General features: G+C 39.9%; 16 protein-coding genes. 9 read left to right on the top strand and 7 right to left on the bottom strand.

Translation table 11 applies throughout. From position 1 onward, the window contains the following. Position 1: 1 nt before the first annotated feature. From RIC88_RS15220 to RIC88_RS15200, 5 genes are all read left to right on the top strand, one after another. Positions 2-940: a hypothetical protein gene (locus RIC88_RS15220; protein ID WP_350218417.1), complete on the top strand. Its 939-nt coding sequence runs from the start codon at positions 2-4 to the stop codon at positions 938-940. A 35-nt stretch (positions 941-975) separates the two neighbouring features. Further along, positions 976-1239: a BrnT family toxin gene (locus RIC88_RS15215; protein ID WP_350218416.1), complete on the top strand. Its 264-nt coding sequence runs from the start codon at positions 976-978 to the stop codon at positions 1237-1239. After that, complete coding sequence (brnA, locus tag RIC88_RS15210) at positions 1226-1453, top strand: type II toxin-antitoxin system BrnA family antitoxin (RefSeq protein ID WP_350218415.1); 228 nt, start codon at positions 1226-1228, stop codon at positions 1451-1453. Before RIC88_RS15215 ends, brnA begins: the two co-directional genes overlap by 14 nt. A 69-nt stretch (positions 1454-1522) precedes the next feature. Next, on the top strand, positions 1523-1921 hold the full coding sequence (locus RIC88_RS15205; protein WP_350218414.1) for a hypothetical protein: 399 nt from the start codon (positions 1523-1525) through the stop codon (positions 1919-1921). Continuing rightward, a complete protein-coding gene (locus RIC88_RS15200) occupies positions 1918-2466 on the top strand; it encodes an NUDIX domain-containing protein (protein WP_350218413.1) in 549 nt (182 codons plus the stop codon). The genes RIC88_RS15205 and RIC88_RS15200 overlap by 4 nt, the downstream gene beginning before the upstream one ends. On the opposite strand, the gene RIC88_RS15195 is transcribed toward RIC88_RS15200, so the two are convergent. Together RIC88_RS15195 and RIC88_RS15190 are read right to left on the bottom strand one after the other, a co-directional pair. Then, positions 2463-4364: an ATP-binding protein gene (locus RIC88_RS15195; RefSeq protein ID WP_350218412.1), complete on the bottom strand. Its 1902-nt coding sequence runs from the start codon at positions 4362-4364 to the stop codon at positions 2463-2465. The two genes, RIC88_RS15200 and RIC88_RS15195, sit on opposite strands and share 4 nt — an antisense overlap. An 18-nt stretch (positions 4365-4382) precedes the next feature. Beyond that, positions 4383-4940, bottom strand: a complete 558-nt coding sequence (locus tag RIC88_RS15190) for a hypothetical protein (RefSeq protein WP_350218411.1) — start codon at positions 4938-4940, stop codon at positions 4383-4385. A gap of 323 nt (positions 4941-5263) precedes the next feature. On the opposite strand from RIC88_RS15190, the gene RIC88_RS15185 reads away from it, so the two are divergent. Together RIC88_RS15185 and RIC88_RS15180 are read left to right on the top strand one after the other, a co-directional pair. Then, entirely contained in the window at positions 5264-6574 is a 1311-nt protein-coding gene (locus RIC88_RS15185) for an MATE family efflux transporter (protein WP_350218410.1), read from the top strand. 55 nt (positions 6575-6629) lie between these two features. Then, the gene (locus RIC88_RS15180; RefSeq protein WP_350218409.1) at positions 6630-7871 is read left to right on the top strand and encodes a TCR/Tet family MFS transporter; all 1242 of its coding nucleotides are present in this window, start codon (positions 6630-6632) and stop codon (positions 7869-7871) included. A gap of 17 nt (positions 7872-7888) precedes the next feature. Here RIC88_RS15180 and RIC88_RS15175 read toward each other — a convergent pair whose 3' ends face one another. From RIC88_RS15175 to RIC88_RS15165, 3 genes are all read right to left on the bottom strand, one after another. Next, on the bottom strand, positions 7889-10489 hold the full coding sequence (locus RIC88_RS15175; RefSeq protein ID WP_350218408.1) for an ABC transporter permease: 2601 nt from the start codon (positions 10487-10489) through the stop codon (positions 7889-7891). After that, positions 10486-10812: a PadR family transcriptional regulator gene (locus tag RIC88_RS15170; protein ID WP_350218407.1), complete on the bottom strand. Its 327-nt coding sequence runs from the start codon at positions 10810-10812 to the stop codon at positions 10486-10488. The genes RIC88_RS15175 and RIC88_RS15170 overlap by 4 nt, the downstream gene beginning before the upstream one ends. A gap of 198 nt (positions 10813-11010) precedes the next feature. Next, positions 11011-11370, bottom strand: a complete 360-nt coding sequence (locus RIC88_RS15165; protein ID WP_350218406.1) for a hypothetical protein — start codon at positions 11368-11370, stop codon at positions 11011-11013. A gap of 178 nt (positions 11371-11548) precedes the next feature. Here RIC88_RS15165 and RIC88_RS15160 point away from each other — a divergent pair, with 178 nt between their 5' ends. Both RIC88_RS15160 and RIC88_RS15155 read left to right on the top strand, forming a co-directional pair. After that, positions 11549-12193, top strand: coding sequence for a DUF6503 family protein (locus RIC88_RS15160; protein WP_350218405.1), 645 nt, complete (start codon positions 11549-11551; stop codon positions 12191-12193). Positions 12194-12977: 784 nt separating this feature from the next. Beyond that, on the top strand, positions 12978-15731 hold the full coding sequence (locus RIC88_RS15155; RefSeq protein ID WP_350218404.1) for a tetratricopeptide repeat protein: 2754 nt from the start codon (positions 12978-12980) through the stop codon (positions 15729-15731). Between the two features lie 355 nt (positions 15732-16086). Here the strand turns inward: RIC88_RS15155 and RIC88_RS15150 are convergent, their stop codons facing one another. After that, the gene (locus RIC88_RS15150) at positions 16087-18693 is read right to left on the bottom strand and encodes an ABC transporter permease (RefSeq protein WP_350218403.1); all 2607 of its coding nucleotides are present in this window, start codon (positions 18691-18693) and stop codon (positions 16087-16089) included. After that, a complete protein-coding gene (locus RIC88_RS15145; RefSeq protein ID WP_350218402.1) occupies positions 18690-19034 on the bottom strand; it encodes a PadR family transcriptional regulator in 345 nt (114 codons plus the stop codon). The genes RIC88_RS15150 and RIC88_RS15145 overlap by 4 nt, the downstream gene beginning before the upstream one ends. Positions 19035-19106 lie beyond the last annotated feature (72 nt).

Genomic DNA, 19106 nt, shown 5'->3' with positions numbered 1-19106 from the left:
TATGAAGCAATTAATATTTTCCGTATTGATCCTATCACTTATCGCATGCGCTCCGTCAAATTCGCAAGACAGGAAAGCAGAAAAGAAAATAGCTGAAAAGCCCGGCAACTTTAGTGGCTACTGGTATGCAGGTGAAGCTGAGATCACAAGCTATAAATTAGAACAAGCCAGGTATGGAGAAATCCATAAAGGCGAAGCTGTGATGGTTTTTGTGACTGAACCTTTCTCAAAGAGCAAGCAAGTAAAGCTGGATGATTGGCGAGATGAGAGTGCTGATAATGTAAGTGTAATGAAGCTTAATATGACAAAGAAATTTTTGACCGGTATCTATCCGTACTCTATGATGATGAGCACATTCACGCCGGTTTCGTATGATCAATATCCTGACCCTATCAAGGTGACCACTTCATCTCAGGAATGGTGTGGGCATACCTTCATGCAGCTTAACCTTCAAGAGAATGATTACCGCTTGCGTGGATTCTCCTATTTTGAATCAGAAGGCGATTTAGATGTATCTATTCCTAATGATGGTCTCCTTGAGGATGAAATATGGACAAGAATTCGATTAAATCCATCTTCTCTTCCAACAGGAGAAATTGATGTTTTACCAGGCACGTTTTATATGAGACTAAGGCATGTTGATCCATGGTATCCATATGCAAAGGCATCAAAATTGGAAGTTCATACCTCAGAATTTTCTGATGAACCGCATCATATCTACACGCTGGAATACGAAAACAGAGAGCTATCCATCTACTATGAGCCGGATTTTCCTTTTACCATATTAGGCTGGGAGGAAACCTACATGAGTGGATTTGGTGAGCAGGAGTTACTAACAACAAAAGCCAAACGGATTAATTCGATAAAGTCTGCGTATTGGGGAAAGAACAGCAATAAGGATCGGGAGCTGAGGAAGGAGTTGGGTCTCTCAACCAATTAATGGTTATTTAGGTATAATTAATATACCTTTATGGTATGGTTTTTGAGTTTGATGCTGAAAAAAGTGCCTTGAACAAGGAAAAGCATGGTATTGACTTTGAAGAGGCTCAGGAATTGTGGATGGATGAGAAAGCAATCAGGTTCCCTTCTGATAGAAGTGATGAAGAACGGTTTTTAGTTATAGGTAAGATTAAAAATAAGTATTGGACAGCAGTTATGACTTGGCGAGAAGGAATTATTAGAATAATATCGGTTAGGAAATCCCGAAGAAAGGAGATATTGGTTTATGAAAGCGAGTGAATTAGACAAGAAATTTGATGATGGTGAGGAAGATATTCTTCAATATTTCGACCTTTCCAAAGGAGAACGATTCAATCAGAAACAAAAACGTGTTAATGTGGATTTCCCACAATGGATGATTAATTCGTTGGATCGAGAATCAAAAAGGATTGGGGTTACTCGTCAATCATTGATTAAAATGTGGCTGGCAGACAAATTGGAAAAAATAGGATAAAATTCAACATGACTTAATCAATAGAAAAGTCACCCTGAACTTGTTTCAGGGTCTGTGTATTTTTGAAAAATGGATTTAATCATCAAGCGGAATAAATTAGAATTTTTGGTGCCAATTATCCTATCAATCCCACTAATTAATGCATTAATGAGCATTGATTTAGAGAATATAAGGAGCATTGATTTTATTAATTTTTTACTGGTAGTTCTGTTGGTAATTTTTCTTGTTAGGTTGGTTATAAATCCAATCTGGATTCAGATTGATAAGGGTAAAGTGACAATTTACAATTCCATTTTTGGTCATAAAAAATTTGAGTTGGATAAAGTAGCTTCTGTTTCCGAACCTGAAGGTTATTCATTTAAAATAAGAATTCAATTAAAAAATGGCAAGGTTGTTAAACTAAACTCAGTCGATCTTAAGGCTGCTAAGAAGGAAGAATTGGTTGAATCATTAAGATCTAGAATATGAGTAAAAACAAAAATCCCTGGATCACCCATTCTTCTAAAGAAATCTACTCGAACCCCTGGATCACTTTAACCGAATATGATGTGACGAATCCGGGAGGTGGTCAAAGCATCTACGGAAAAGTGCATTATAAAAACTGGGCACTTGGCATCATTCCTTTAGATGAAAATCATAATACCTGGTTAGTAGGGCAGTATCGATATACATTGGACGAATATTCCTGGGAAATTCCGATGGGAGGAGGCCCACTGGATATTCCAAAACTTGTTTCAGCCAAACGTGAGTTAAAGGAGGAAACTGGTCTAACTGCCTCTAAATGGACTGAGATTTGTAAAATTCACACATCAAACTCTGTTACTGATGAGGTTGGTTTTGCTTACGTGGCGGAAGATTTGACTGAGGGTGAAACGAAGTTTGAGGAATCCGAAGACTTGAAAATCTGGAAACTACCATTCAAAGAAGCAATAGCGATGTGTGATCGGGGTGAAATTACGGATAGCCTGAGTGTAGCAGCTATTTACCGATTGGCCAGACTTCTTAATCTTTAATTCCCTGAAGTGAGGTCAGTTGCAAGCGGAAGGTAAATGGTAAATGTTGTTCCTTCATCCGGCTTACTTTTAACTTCAAGCTTTCCGTTGTTCAGTTGAACAAATTCATAAACCAGTTGCAGACCCAGCCCTAATCCTGTTTCGCCTGAGGTACCTTTTGTTGATTTTGTTTCATCAAGATTAAAGAGACTTTCGAGCTTGTCTTCAGGGATACCAACACCATTGTCAACGACTGCAATTTTACAGAACTTTTTCTGAGCGTCTTTCTCAGCTTTGACATTAACAAAGCCTCCAAATCTGGTAAACTTGATCGCATTATTAACCAGGTTTCTTAGGATTGTTGAAGCAGTATTCCGATCAACCAAAAGTTGGTGTGTTTCGTCTGAATCAAATTTTAGTTTGATGTTTTTTGAGATAGCCGTATCCCTAAACATATCCATGACATCATCCATAAGATCATTGAGGTTCAATCGTTCCGGGACATATGGAAAATGGCCTCTTTGCTGTAGTGCCCAATTTAGGAGTGTATCCAGGAGTTTGGTTAAGCGATCAACAGACTCGCTCATCTTGTCAACCATTCCGGCTACTTTATCTCCCTTCCCCTCCTGAAGGTACAATTGAGAGACAGTCACTAATCCATTCAACGTGTTGACCGGGCCTCTTAAGTCATGGGAAATGATGGAAAAGAATTTATCTTTTGTTTGATTTAATACTTCAAGATCGTCTTTCTGTTTTTCAAGTTGAATGCTGAGTCTGTTTTTTGCTTTGAAATAAGAATAGACAATGATAGCAAGGCAAATAAATGCGACAAGCAAAATACCACCTGTGATCATTATGATTCGATTATTCCTTTTTTGTTCGAGTAATAAGTCAACCTCCGTTTGCTTCCTGCCTACTTCATACTCTGTTTTTAAATCACCCAATCTCTGGGTGGTTTCTAAGTTTTGAATGCTGTCTTTGTATGCGTGGTATTGAGTCTGATATTGAATGGCATCTTCCAGGTTACCTCTTTTGTGTTGTAATTGGAATAAAAGCCCTGAGGCATCTCTTACTTGTTCTTTTAAACCAACACTCTTTGCCATGTCCAAACCAATCAACGTGTGTTTGATTGCTTCTTCTTCATCGTTTTCTTCCAGGTAAATATTACCAAGTTGATTATAGTAATCGGCCATTCCGTATTTATCGCCCATTGGTTTTAGCATCTCAATGGCCTTAAATAAATCCTCTTTTGCTTTTTCACGATCTCCCTGCTTCCAATAAACCAAAGCTCGATTCCCAATGATGTATGCAACACCCAGCTCAAAACCCAGATTTTCTAATATGGGCTCAGACTCATTGTAGTAGGCCATGGCAGAGTCGTAATTACCAATTAAATAATAATCGTATCCGAAATTCAACAAGCTCAAAGCAAGGGGCTGTTTTTTCCCCAATTCCCTTAGCATCTTTATTGTTTTGGATCCATAGAAAAGGGCATTTTCTGAATCTCCATTTTGCGTATAGCAGGTGGATATTTCAGCATAAATTTCAGCTAAAATATTTTTGAATTGCTGCTTGCCTGCTGCTTCGTCCGCACCTTTAAAAAGATACTCAAGTGCTCTTTCTAAATTACTCATAAATCTATGAGCAATCCCTATGTGCATGAAAGCTTTTATGCGGTATTCATGACTATTTGCTTTTTCTGCTAACGTTAGCAAATATTCAGCATGCGCTAGTCTTTCATCCGGGGCAATAGTGTGAGTTGATAAGCGGTAATATGCCTCCATCTCCTCCCTTGGAGTTAATATTCCTTTTTCAATTTCTTTTTGAATGCTGTCTGCTTTTATCTGATTCTGAGAAAAACTTGATAAGACAAGTACTAGAATAAAGGACAGGGATAGGAAGTGATTATGACTGTTCATAATTGGTTAGCAACCATATTAATCTCCAGAATCATCGTTGGACTGACCACCCACAGCTATTTTAGGATCTAATCTTACTTGAATACCGGATTCACGAGGAACGTAAACGATATCATACTTCAACATTTGTGGGGAATCGAGCTCAGTAGGAACCCTTACTACCCACATCTTCTGTGGAATAAAATCAACAGGCAAGTCACCTAAAACTTCTTCAGCCTGTTCGTCAAAATCTATGTCATCAACCTCAGAGAGTCCCCCTCCGGCAAACCAGAAAATGTAATCTCCAGGTTCAACATTAGCAGTAACTGACGTTTCTTCAACTTCCTGGTATCCTTTATGATCATCGGTATTTGTATCAAAATACAACTTACCATTCCTATATCTTAAAACGGTGATGGCTTTGTCAGAATCATTAAATCTGCCTTTTTCAGATTCCAGATATTCTTCAGCAAGTAAAGTTGCATCGATCATATCTTCATCAATTGATTCGTTACTTTGATTAAATGTATCCTCCTGGCAAGCAATGAATGAAAGAGAAAATATGAGTACAAGGGGTTTTAGTCTAAGTGATTTCATGTTAGGTGGTTGAAATTTAGGATATACAAATTATTACAACATTTATCAAATGATAATGTTTTCCGCCAATCATTAGATGAACTCATTGATTTTTACGATAGAATGACCATTGATTTACAGATACTTAAATCGTCATTGGACTTTTTCCGACCTGTTGAGACCATCTTTACCACTCCAACCTACTGAGCAATGGACATTGGTAATTAGTATCGCTTCAAAATGAAAGTTTTTCATATTTTGAATAGACAATTGGTCATCGAAGCTCGCCATTGTTGTTGGTTGATTACTGAAGATACTACCTTGCGGCCTGATTCAATAATGTCATGACACTTAAGGAACATCTGCGAAAAAATATTGTCCTTTCTCTGCCGGTAATTATTGGCCAACTGGGTCATATCATGGTGGGTGTAGCTGATAGTATCATGGTGGGTAGACTGGGAGTGATTCCATTGGCTGCTGCAACGTTTGCTGGTACCATTTATCATATTCTGATGCTATTTGGAATCGGAGTAAGCTATGCCATAACACCCAAAGTAGCTGCCGCTGATGTTAAAAACAGCAGCAAGTTGTTGAGGTATTTGCAAGATGGATTTTTTATGAATCTTGGCTTAGGTCTTATCCTCTTTGCCCTTGGCTATTTCGCAAGTCATTTCCTGCAATATTTCGGACAAGAAGTTCCGGTAGCTAAGGCTGCTGGTCCGTACCTGGTGATCATGTGTGGGTCACTTATTCCTTTGATGATCTTCCAAACCTTTCGACAATATGCTGAAGGTTTGTCTGACACATTTAGCCCGATGATTGTTTCGGTATTTGCCAATCTGCTGAACGTCTTTTTCAACTATATGCTGATTTATGGAAAGCTTGGTGCTCCTGCTTTAGGCCTGAACGGAGCTGGTATTGCTACCTTGATGGCGAGGGTACTCATGTTTGCTTTAATGATATGGTGGATTCGGAAAAAATGCACAGGTTTCGAGTGGAAATTTAAATGGGAAGGGATCAAGGAATTGCTCCGGATTGGTGTGCCGTCCGGGATGCAGTATGTATTTGAAGTCGGGGCTTTTGCTACTGCCGCGATCATGGTGGGCTGGATTAGTGCGGAAGCTTTAGCCGCCCATAACATTGCCTTGAATTTGGCTGCCATAAGCTACATGGCTGCAACTGGTTTGGCAGCTGCTTCCACAATCCGAATAGGGAATCAAATGGGGTTAAAAGACAGACGTAATTTGCGGATTGCCGGGTTCTCTTCCTTTGGTCTGGTTACCATTTTTATGGGTACCTGTGCGATGATTTTTATTCTCTTCAGAAATCAACTTCCTGCATTGTACATTGAAAACGAAGCTGTTCAGCAAATGGCCTCCGTGCTGCTAATTATTGCCGCTGCTTTCCAAATTTCAGACGGAGTTCAAGCAGTCGGACTTGGAGTTTTAAGGGGACTACAGGACGTGAAAATCCCTACCATCATCACATTTGTTTCCTATTGGCTGATTGCGATACCGACCGGGTATGTTTTTGCTTTTATTTTAGATTGGGGTGTAAATGGAGTGTGGTATGCCCTGTCATTGGGGTTGACCATTGCTGGGATGTTTAACATGTGGCGATTTAATAGACTTTCCAAGAAAATCAAATTTGTATAGACAGAAATCGTGCTAATTATTCTTCGATATTTGATCACCAATTAAAGACCCACAAGTGAGAAAAAAGCAAGCCGCCCTCATTTTCATTTTTGCAACCGTTCTGATTGACATCATCGGGATTGGCTTGATCATTCCGGTCTTGCCACAACTCCTCATGGAGGTGTCTGGATTAAATACCAGTGAAAGCTCATTCATTGGAGGGACATTAATCGCCACATATGCCATTATGCAATTCTTCTTTGCCCCGGTTCTGGGTGGGCTTAGCGATCAGTTTGGCAGAAGACCTCTTTTGTTAATGGCATTATTTGGGCTAGGACTTGATTATCTGATAATCGTTTTTGCTCCTAATTTGATTTGGCTATACATCGCCCGCATGATCTCCGGTATTTGCGGGAGCAGCATCACGGTGGCGAATGCCTATATCGCGGATATCAGTACACCGGAAAACAAGGCCAAGAACTTCGGAATGATAGGAGCTGCCTTTGGTCTGGGCTTTGTCATTGGCCCAACACTTGGCGGGTTTCTAGGAGAAATTGGAACGCGTATTCCATTTATGATCGCAGCAGGTCTGGCGTTCCTGAATATGTTCTATGGTTTGGTGGCGATTCCGGAATCATTGCCTCATGAAGATCGACGGGCATTTACCTGGAGGCGTGCAAACCCCTTCGGCACGCTCAAGCAAATTTTTAGCTATAAGAAAATTGTTGGATTGATGATCAGCCTCTTCTTCATCTATGTTGCAGCTCATGCCACTCATACCAACTGGGCGTATTTTACGGATGAGAAGTTTGGATGGACTCCATTGGATATAGGGTTGTCTTTAGGGTTTGTGGGAATCATGGTTTCCATTGTCCAGGGAGGTCTGGTGGGTCCTATAGTCAAGAAAATTGGTGAAGTAAATGCTGTATATACTGGATTCGTATTCAATGCGCTCGGGCTACTAATGATGGGTCTGGTACCGTATGGATGGATGGTTTATCTGGTAATCATTCCGTACGCTTTTGGAGGGCTGGCAGGACCATCCCTTCAGTCAATCATGACAAGCGAAGTGCCAAAAAACGCGCAAGGCGAACTTCAAGGAGGAATTACCAGTGTCATGACACTCACTTCAATCGTTGGACCATTGCTGATGACAGGCATTTTCAGATATTACACCAATCAGGAAAATGAAATCTATTTTCCGGGTGCTCCTTTTATTGTTGGTACTTTCATTGCCATCCTTAGTATTTTCATAGCGAGAACTTCACTTGTGAAGCTGAGGCAAAAAACGCTAGCTGCTCAGCAGATCATTAAATAACTCTCGAATTTTTCGGGCTACTCGTCTTTCAGGTACTTAACCGGATTGGCTGAGGCTGCTTTCAGCGATTGATAGCCGACAGTTAATATTACTAAGGCCAACACAATCAATAGCGCAAGACCAAATGTAAACCAGGATATTTCAATTCGATAATAATAGGATTGGAGCCAATCATCTGCGAAATAGATAGCTATTGGTACACTGATGATAAATGCGATGGCCACCCATTTAGTAAACTCACCAAAGATCAATCTCAGAACGGTATTCACTTCAGCGCCAAGTACTTTTCGAATACTTATTTCTTTACGCTTTTTCTCAATGATGAACAGCGTAAGTCCATATAATCCGAGACAAGCCACTACAATAGAAATCACCGAAAACATGGTGACCATGCCCAGGTATCGCTCTTCATCTTCGTAGAGAACTTCCATTCGGTCATCCATAAATGCATAGGTGAACTCACGTGTGGATCCAAGTTCATTCCACATTGCTTCAATTTCTTCAATACGTTCTACTAAATTGGACATGTCCATTTTTATGCTGATGTTTCTATGTGCACCACTTTCAGCTGTCCGGTGTAACATGAGCGTTGGAGCTACTTCATTTTGCAAGGTTTCAAAATGAAAGTCTTCAACGACACCTACCACATTTAAACGTGTTTCTCCAACTCTAACGACATTTTGTTCGTTTGGGTCAAACTGGAATGCTTTCATGGCAGCTTCATTAAGGATCACCGATGAACGCTGGTCACCTTCTGTGTCAGGCAGAAAATTGCTGCCATGTTTTATTGCAATACCATACACATTGAAAAAATTGGCATCCATTAAAGTCCATCGCATTCTTAGCGGATCGCCTGTCCATTCATCTGGTCGAACGAAAGTGAAACTGCCGCTCCAAAATGTAGGTACGTGCCTGCTCTTTGTGATTTCTTTCACGTATGATTTGCTGGCCAATTCAGTTTTGAATGTATTGATCTTATTCGTTCCTACCTCGCTATCGGTAAAGTCACTTGGAGAAGCCCCAATAGCAAGCACACCCTCACTATCAAACCCCATTTCCTTTTGGGTCATGTAGTTGATTTGATTGCGAACAATCAGCGTAGATGCAATCAGAAAAAGTGCGATTGAAAACTGTACAATCACGAGGGCATTTCTGAATTTCGTTCCGCCAAATCCGAGCCGCTGACGTAAAACTTCGATAGCACCGATGGATGAAAGGTAAAACGCCGGGTAGCTTCCACTCAACAGGCCGAGTGCAATCGCCAGCGTGAGCACCATCATGAAAATTTCAGATAAGCTGAAAATTTGAAGTGTGATGGAGACATCAAAAAATGCATTAAAACTTGGGATGAGTAAAAGAACCAGTCCCACCCCAATAATTGTTGCGAAGAGCGACATGACGAATGCTTCAGTTATGAACTGTGTCCTAAGCTGTCCCTGAAATGCCCCCAATACTTTTCTCAAACCAATTTCCTTTGCTCGCTTGGAAGCCTGCGCGGTAGATAGGTTCATGAAGTTGACGATGGCAATGAAAAGGATGCCAATTCCGATCCAAAGGAGGGTGCGTGCGTTGGCTTTATTCCCAATGAACGTATCATAAAAATCTGCCATCGGTAGCAATTTGAAGTTGGTGTTTTCCCTTGTTTCCTTTCCGAAAATGGATTCTACGAGTTCCGGGAATGCTGATTCAAGTTGAGCGTCATCTCCGCCATTTTTCAACATTATGTATGTATCCAGGAAGGAATTTCCCCATTCATTGGCAAAGTCTCCATAAAATGGAAGTGCTTCCATTTCAATCATCAAATCCGGCTGGTGTGTGAGGTTTGTGGGAAGATTGTCTATAACCGCAGAAACCCTGAAGCGAAAAGTGGTATCCTCGTCAGGAAGAAAAATCTCCAACTCTTCATCAATTGCATTTTCCTTATCAAAGTATTTTTTAGCCATTTCCACACTTAACACAATAGAGTTTTTGTTTGGGAAAATATCCTTCGGGTTGCCATGAAGGAGTGGAAATGTAAATACTTCAAAAAGAGAAGCGTCAGTGTAAATAATGTCTTCCTCGATGTATTGATTGCTCTTTTTTATCCGGGCTTCTGAATTATAGATTCTGGCTGACGCCTCGATTTGCTCATAACTCTCTGTTAGTCGATCTTTCATTGGTACCCATGTGTCATAAGTTTCTTGTGTGCCATCTGGGGTTATTCGCTCCTTATACACCATGAATATCTGGTCTTTGTTTTCATGGTGATCGTCAAATGTGAGGATCTGATTGGTGTAGAGAAAAATGAAAATAAATGTTGCCACACCAACCGAAAGTCCGAAGATGTTGATGAACGAAGTAGACTTTCTTTTGAGAAGAGATCTAAAAGCGACTTTGAGGTAGTTTCTGAAAATCATAGTATTGAGAGATAAATGGTAAAATGATTTGAGATTGGTTGGCTTGAGCGACTTGAAAACTTCCAGGATGAATTTGAAGCGAGCTTTGAAGGGGCTTTCTTCTTCCATTCTCCAATAATAGGCCTCTGTGATATCCCCTTGAATTTCATCAGCATAGTCCGGTCGCAGAAAGAATTCGAGAAGTCGCAAAGCCCATTTTGGTGGATTTTTTTCATCACTCATGCGACGCTAAAATATAGTTTAGGAATGGTACTCCATATTTTGGTGCGAGCATGCTGTATCTCCTGAGCAACCTCATAGCCCTTATTTGTTGCCTGGTACATACGTTTGCCTTTGCCACCGCGCTCCGGAGTAGATTCTCCCATTCGTGAACTCACAAATCCTTTCTTTTCCAGACGCTTAAGAACGACATGTATTGCCGGAAGAGAAATGGACTGCCCAATTTGATTCTTGTATTCTTTGGCAATTTCTACTCCGTATGTTTCATCCTTCATCAGGAGGATGATCAGGATCATTTCTTCAAGCGTTCCAAGTTGCAGACTCATTAAATTAATTTTTGTTTAAAATATGGATACGAATTAAATTAATTTTTGTTTAAAAAATAAATTATCCCCCGCTGGCGGGGGTAGGGGGTGGAAAAGACCCTGAAACAAGTTCAGGGTGACGCTCTGTATTTAAATAGATTTTCTTTTCTTGGTCATTCTGAGACTAGCCGTCCGCACTTGCTTCAGAATCTATTCATCTTATTGGCCAGCCACTTTCAACACCCTCCAAGTCCACATACCGGCTACAAACTCGATAAATGAAAAGCCGACTAAGGCAAGTGTGCCGCGCTCAAAGACATAGAGCCAGATGAAGAAGACAAACTGAATGATTCTCACCTGAACAGTGAACCCGAAGAATGGAGTGAGGTTCTCTTTAGCATTTCGGATGTAGTAATAGCCTAACACTGCCACCACAAATCCAAGTACGATTCTCCAAACACTTTCAGGATCAGGGATACCAATGGCGGATAAGATTGAAGCAGGAGCCAACATGAGGAAGAGGCCTTCCACAATCAAGTAGATCCCAAAAAACCAAACAGTTTTCGCAGGTTTATTCATAATATTTTAAATAATTTCAAAGGTTGTTATTTCGACTGAAAGGAGAAATCTGTATCAAAATATATGTCTGAACAAGGATGGATTTCTCACTTCGCTCGAAATGACAGGAAAAGACTGTTTGCGGTAATTTGAATAAATTCCCATTTGTTTTAAATCTCATTTTCAATCTACTGAAACTATGCGAAAACTACTCACCTTCATTTTTGTATGTCCGCTACTTCTCAGTGCACAAACTTCTGCAGAACAAGTACTGGCCAAGGCTGTTTCATACCACGATCCTCAGGACAATTGGTCTTCGATAAAAGCAACTTTGCAGTTTAAGGAAACTCGTCCTTCCGGTCCGAATCGATCCACGATCATTGAACTGGATAATGCTCAGAGTTATATAAAAATTAACCGGAATGATGAGGAGGTGTATGAAGTGAATGGGGAAGTAGCCGAAGTACTCAAGGGTGATAAAGACAAAGCGCGAGCACTCGTTCTTCGGAATTATTACCTATACCTATGGGGATTGCCGATGAAGCTGTACGATAAATCTACACCGGAGATTACACTCTCAGAAGATGAAAAAGTAGGCGATACCTTGTGTAAGGTGCTTCGTGTAGCATATGAGGAAGATACCTGGTATTTCTACATCGATAATTTCTCCGGGCGGATGCTACAGTACAAGTTTTACAAAGACGAAGCAGCCGGAAAAGGAGAACTCATCACGCTCGAAGATGAAATCATGGTAAAAGGAATCAAAATTCCTCAAAAAAGGAGCTGGTATCGACTACCAGAGATGGAGTATTTAGGGACGGATATTTTGGAGAGGGTGGAATGATGGGAAGAGGGAAACCACTTTTACTTATTTTTCTTATAACAGGATCATTTACCGTTTGGCTTTTCTTGAGGGAAAGAAGTTTAAAGGAAGAGTGAACTCATTTCGAATATGATTTTAGATTTTGGAGGAATTTGATCGTCGGCTTAATTATTACCTCAACTACCACCTATTACTTAATTGAACTTTACTATTATTTAAATCCATCAGAAATGGATTTAATGCTAGAGGAATTTAGAAGGCAGAGGAATGGCTAAATTTTCATTTTTCCATTCAACCGAATCGTCGGACCGCTTCAAAACGCGAGCAAAAGTATCTCGTTAAAATCAATCCAGCACCCCCTACAAATCCCACAAATGATTTTAGCATTTCGCTGCTGCAGCGATCAAAGGGCCTTAAATCATGAACGTAGAAAAATTGAATTCAGGAAGAACTATATGCAAAATCACTGTTTGATCCGCCAGATGGCGGAGAGTTTGATTTTGCTTACGAGAACAATTCAATTTTTCAGCGAAGGATTTACAGCCTTGATTTTTTGTTTTTCATCAAGGAAAAAGAAAAAGATTCATAGAGGTATCTTTCGTCATTCTATAGGAAATCTCTAGTCAATGCAAAACATCTTTTAACCCCCCAATAGCCCGGAAATTACTTCCCTAACTAGCGCAAGCAAGTCCGCTTGTGCTTTATGATAGAAATCTATTAAACCCATCCATTGTGTATGGGATTTTTGGTTTTTTAGGGGGTGGGGGATTTCATATCCAGTTATTTTAGCGACAAATTTTAATTCATGATCAAATACGTCTTTCAGTTAATAATTCTAGTTTCTTTTATTGGTTCAGTACAAGGTCAGTTTGAAGGTAAAATCGTCTATAAGCAAACGTATCAAAGCAATAGTGAACAAGTACCTTCAGATGCTCTGACTCAATATATGGGTGACACTCATGAGTATTATGTGAGTCAAAGTAGATATGCGTCTCTAACTAATGGAATGATGTCATCTAAAATGGTTTATTTTCCATTTGACCATAAGCTGATAACCTATTATCCTAATGGAGATTCGGTGGTATCGGTTGATGTTAGAACTGCTGATAGTGAAGTCAAAGAGGCAAGGTTGACAGAGGAAGAGCTAGATATACTTTCATGGGGTTGCAAGTCAATAGTGATAAATACAACCAGTGCAAATCAGACCTACTATTATGCTGATGAGCTAAAGATTAAGAGTAGGCTATTTAAAGAGCATAAGTTCGGTAATTGGGATGTTTATACTGACTTGGCAGGTGCTTTCCCATTGAAGTACGTCATAGAACTACATGAGCTTACTATAACTGGAACGGCTGTTTCAGTTGAAGAGATGGATTTATCAGATTCATTTTTTGATGGCATAATTCCAACACATAAGATGCCAAACAATAAAAATGAATGTGAGGCAAGTGAGTGGACTGGAAAGTGGTATGGTGATTTAACTTTTTCTGATGGTTCTACAATGCTTACAGTGTTAGAAATATCTGATGTTAAGAATTGTAAAGTCTCAGGTGCTATCCACTACCCAAGCTATTATAATTCCAAATACAACCTTAGTGGTACCATTAATGGTGATAGCTTATTCTTATCAGAAGGAGAGATTATTCAGGGAATCATAAATCAATCCAAAGGAGATTTTCTATTAAAAATGGTTAGCGGAGAATTAGTTGGTGATACACAAATCAATGGGAACTTTAATGCCACTTTAGGTTTACGTAGATCATCAGATTTTTCCAATACTGAAAAATCAGATACTGAAAATGCAATCGCTGAATATGCTGCTAAGTATGGAAGTATGTTGATTGGTAATACATCTAAAATTGATAGTAAAGAATTATTAGAAAGAGTTGCTTCTCGTCTGAAAGAATCGGATATAGTCGATTTTCAAAACATGCACTTTACAGGGAGCGTGACTATGGCTAAATTAACTTTTCCTTTAAAGATGATTGCTTCAAATTCCAGTCAATTATATACTGAGTTTGAAGTCCAATCCCAGTTTTTTAAAATGGGAAATAATGGTATCATAAAATGGGAATATAACCCTTTCGAGGATGTTCTAGAGATCGATTCTGTAGAAGAAAATAATTCTGATAGAAATTCTTTAAGCAAGTTCACAGGATCGCTGGGTCAAACATTGGAGGATGGATTTACGATCAAAGAGGTGAGAGAGGCAAAACTTGATAGTATAGATGCTTATCGTTTTTTGCTTTCCAATGCTGAAGAGGTGAGAGCATTTTATATATCAAAAGATTCTGAGGATTTAATAAGACAAGAAATTGATGGTATGGTAGAATTATTTTTCAATTACAAATGGTTTGATCGATTGTATTTCCCTTCCATTTATTTCAAACTTGATGGTAAACAAGATGGTCGTTTTGATATTGATAAAGTTATTTTAGATAGTGATGTTGATGAGAACATTTACAACATCCCAAATGAATTAAGACACAAGATCAGGACTAAGAAAAGTGCTAAAGATTATTATGAAGAGGGCATTAAACTTTACAATGACAACCAATTTCAACTAGCTAAGGAGCAATATGATGAGGCAATATCTTTAAACTCGAGCAGGTCAAGCTATTTCCACGAGAGAGCTAGAACGCACTTAGCATTGAATGATTACTATACTGCTGTATCAGATGCTCAAAAAGCGATTGAATTAAATCCTAATAATGCCAAATACTACAATACGCTTGGTTTGGCAAAATACTACCTGGAAGATTACAAGAATTCATTAAAAGATTTTTCTACTGCCATCGAAAGAGATTCCACTTTTGGTTTAGCTTACTATCACAAAGGGCTTTCTTTTTATAAGTCAGGTCTAAAGGATAGTTCATTCGTTTACATGAGTTTGGCAGCAGAATTCGATAAGTCCAAAAGCTATATTTTCTTAAATCATGGAATAATTGGTAATGAGGTTGGAGAATTTGAGCTAGCAAGAAAAAGTCTAAAGCAAGCTGTATCTATGGGAGCGGATACAGCATCTACTTATAATCGTATAGCTGTAGGATTCTATGGGTTGGGAAATTATGACTCGGCAAAGGTCTACATGGATAAAGTTTTGGAAATAGACCCAGAAAATCTTTTATATCGGAAGAACATGGGTCAAACCCTTTACAATCTAGGAGATTTTGAAGACGCTGCTGAAATCTTAGAAGGAGTTGTGAAAGAAAATGACCAAGACCATTCTGTATTCAATTTTTTAGGTTTGTGCTATTATTACATGGATGATTTTGATGGTGCAATCTATTACTACAACAAAGCCATTTTACTCAATCGTGATGCAGTTTATTTTGATAATAGAGCCTACGCTAAAATTGGAGTTGACAAATATTCAGAGGCGATAGAAGATTTTACTAGGAGTATAGAGATTTACCCGGATGACTCTGAAATTTTTTACCAAAGAGGCTTATTACATGAACTTCAACATAATCAATTTGATGCATGCAAGGATTTTAAGCGAGCTATTGATATTGGTCATGAAGAAGCTGAGAACAAGTTTAAAGAGGTTTGTAACTAACTAACCCACAATCCCAAACCCATCCATTGAGTATGGGGTTTTACATAATTAGTGATTGCTCCAAGATCAAAATTAAAAATTGAAACCCACCCCAAACCCCTCACTAGGAGGGGGATTTTCGCACTTGTTGGTGTTGTCACAGTGTTGTCACCAACAAGAATGCAACCCAACTTCTAAAGGTCATTCCCGCAGGGAATCTATCGTCCATTAAAAGCAATTTTTCAATATTCATAGACTCCCCGGGAGTGACTAATGAAGCTTTATTAAACTCCGGACTAGGTTCCAATTATTCATTTAAAGAGCTTCACTCACCCCAAACCCAGAGGCGTCTGACCGCTCCAAGGAGGGGATTATGTCACTCATCCTTCAACGTCCTGGCTGGATTGATCCGATACACTTTCAAAGAGTGCAAGACGGTAGCTACTAAAGCTGTGATTAAGACCACCAAGCCTGCTGCTAAAAACAGCCACCAGCTAATGTCGATTTTATAGGCATAGTTATCCAGCCACCCGGAGAGCAGCACATAGGCAATCGGAGAAACGATCAACATGGCAATTACAATTCGCAGTGCGAATGGTCTGAACAGATTCCCCATCAGGTCTTTCAGGTTGGCTCCCAACACTTTTCTCACGCTGATCTCTTTGGTTTTCTGTGTGGCTATCAGTGATATCAATCCATAAAGGCCCAAACAAGCAATTATTAAGGTAACAATGGTCAAGGCTTGAAACATCTTGGCGAATGCCACATCTTCCTGATACAATGAATTGAGATGGTTTTCTAAGAAGATCAAATCAAATGGGAGATCAGGAAAAATGCTGCTCCATTTAGCTTCAATGTCTTTAACCAGTTCGAGCATATTCCCAGGTTCCACTCTTATATACACATCTTCTTGCAAGGTTCTAGGATACATGATGGCCAAAGGACCAATATCGTTGTGTAATGAGGAGAAATGATAATCGGCAACTACACCAACGATATTACCCGTACGAATCTGCCCAACCTGAATCGGTCGTCCAATCGCTTCTTCCGGTGACGAGTAGCCCATATACCCAACCGCTTTCTCGTTTATGATGACCGCTCCTGCACTATCGGTAGGATACGATTTGTCAAATTCTCTACCTGCAACCATTGGAATCCCCAACATTTCAAAATAGCCATAGTCAACCCCATCGATAAATATGGGTTTTGATTCCTCCATGTCAGGTGTTTTCACCGGCACATTCCCATTGTCACCATCCATTCTTCCCCCACCGATGGCGACTCCAGACACTCTCTGTATGGAGTTCAACTGATTTTTCAACACGTCGGCTTTCTGTAGAAGCGACTGACCGGGTACCCGAAGTACCGCTAAGGCAGATTTATCATACCCCAGATCCTTCTCCTGAATGTAGGAGATTTGCTGATAGATAATAATGCTTCCGGCCAGCAGGCCTATGGTGATGATAAACTGCATGGTCACAAGCACCTTTCGCAAGTTGATGCCCAATTGACCTCCTGAGATCGTTCTTGCCAGCGCAGCGATGGCTTTAGTTTTAGACATAATAAATGCCGGATAAGCTCCACCCATTGCGCCAACAATGACAACTAAAATGGTCGCGGCAATAGCGAGCCACTGGTTCGACTGCCAAACTTCCAATGCATAGATATTGATGCCCAGGTACGATTCCAGAAAATTGATAGCTGGAAGAATAAGAGCAATGGAAATGATGAAGGAAAGGAGAGAAAGAATAATCGACTCAATGGCGAATTGAAAAACCACCATTCGTTTACTCGCTCCAAGTGCTTTACGAACGCCCACCTCTTTCGTCCGGGTGAGTGATTGCGCCACAGATAGGTTGGTGTAATTGAAAATGATCAGGAAGAGAAGGAGTGCTCCTGTGATGCTGAGTGCGTAAATATTGTTCCAACTACCTGATGCCACGATATCATTTTTGATCTCTCCTAAATAGATGTCCTCCAGTGGTTGTAACACAAAACGAAATAAATTGTGCTGCTCTTCAGGCCAATGCACTTTGATAAAGTCGACCAACTGTTCTTCCAACGCTTCTTTTTCTGATGGATCTTTTAATTCAATGTAGGTATGAAAAGAGATCCAACCCCAGGAATTCAGGGTGACCGGATAGCCAAAAGGAACCTTAAAAGCATGAAATGGAATGATAAAATCAAATGTGAAATGACTGGTGGATGGGCTTGGGTTCATTACTCCAGTTACGATGTAAGGAGTTTCTGAAATCTCAATACGCTGACCAACCGCCGACGAAGAGCCAAAGTATTTTTCAGCCATATCAGCTGATAAAACCACGGAATTGGTGTTCTTTAGAGCGGTTCTTTCGTCACCTTCGGCAAGTGAGTAATCGAACATATTGAACAAGGTGCTGTCAATGTAGAAGATCCCGTCTTCATAGAAATTTTTGTTACCAACTTTTACCGGTTGTGTGGGCGTGTCTCTCACACGCATGTAGTTTTCAATTTCGTCATACGCTTCCACCAATGCAGGGCCAACCGGGGGTCCTACTGTTGCTAAATGGCGATCACTTCTACCTGTACTACGTTCATCATGAGTTACCTTGAATATAAGATCAGACTTTTGATGCCACTGATCGTAACTCAACTCTCTGATGACCATGAGTGCAATGATCAAACTAAGTGTGAATCCGATGGTGAGACCAACGCCATTCAAAACGGCACTCATCTTATCTTTTTTGAGATTTCTCCAGGCCGGTCTTAGTGTGTGTTTGATAAACATAGTAGAGGTATTGAGTTGATTAATGTTTTTCCAGGTGTATTTATAGCGAGTGAAAAGAAGCGTGGTTATGATGAGATGAAGCTTGGTTCTGAACTTTCCGTGTTTAGTTGAGAAGCTTTCCATCTCCTCAGTCAGGTCACCAATTATTTCTTCCCTCACCCTTTCATTAAAGAGTGCACGACACAAAAATTTCACACTACTTGGTAGCTCATTCATGTGGTGATGAATTGCGTTTGCAGCACTTTTTCAGGGATTTTATCCCAGAATTTTGCTCGAAGATTTTTTGCTTCTTCCAGCTTTTTCAATCCCAATGCTGTGATTTCGAAAATTCGTTTTCGCTTACCACCTCTCACTGAGGTAGCCTCACCCATGTAGCTTTTCACCAGTCCTTTGTCTTCCAGTCTGGTCAAAGCTCCATGGGCTGTGCTCAAGTTGATGTTCCGCTTCGCTGTTTGATTGATTTCATCTTTTACAGTATTACCGTAAGTGTCCGGATGGGTCGTGCAAACGGCCAAAAGCACCAGTTCTTCAAACTCTCCAAGATGTGTTCCTTTCATAAGAGGATTAAATACGTATATGTAGAAAATATGTTTTTGAGGATTAAACATTATCAACTCATTATTTACTTA

The sequence above is a fragment of the Ekhidna sp. genome (genome assembly GCF_040220215.1).
Lineage (GTDB): Bacteria > Bacteroidota > Bacteroidia > Cytophagales > Cyclobacteriaceae > Ekhidna.
Note: the sequence above shows the minus strand (reverse complement) of the source record. Positions and strands in the feature narration are given on the sequence as shown.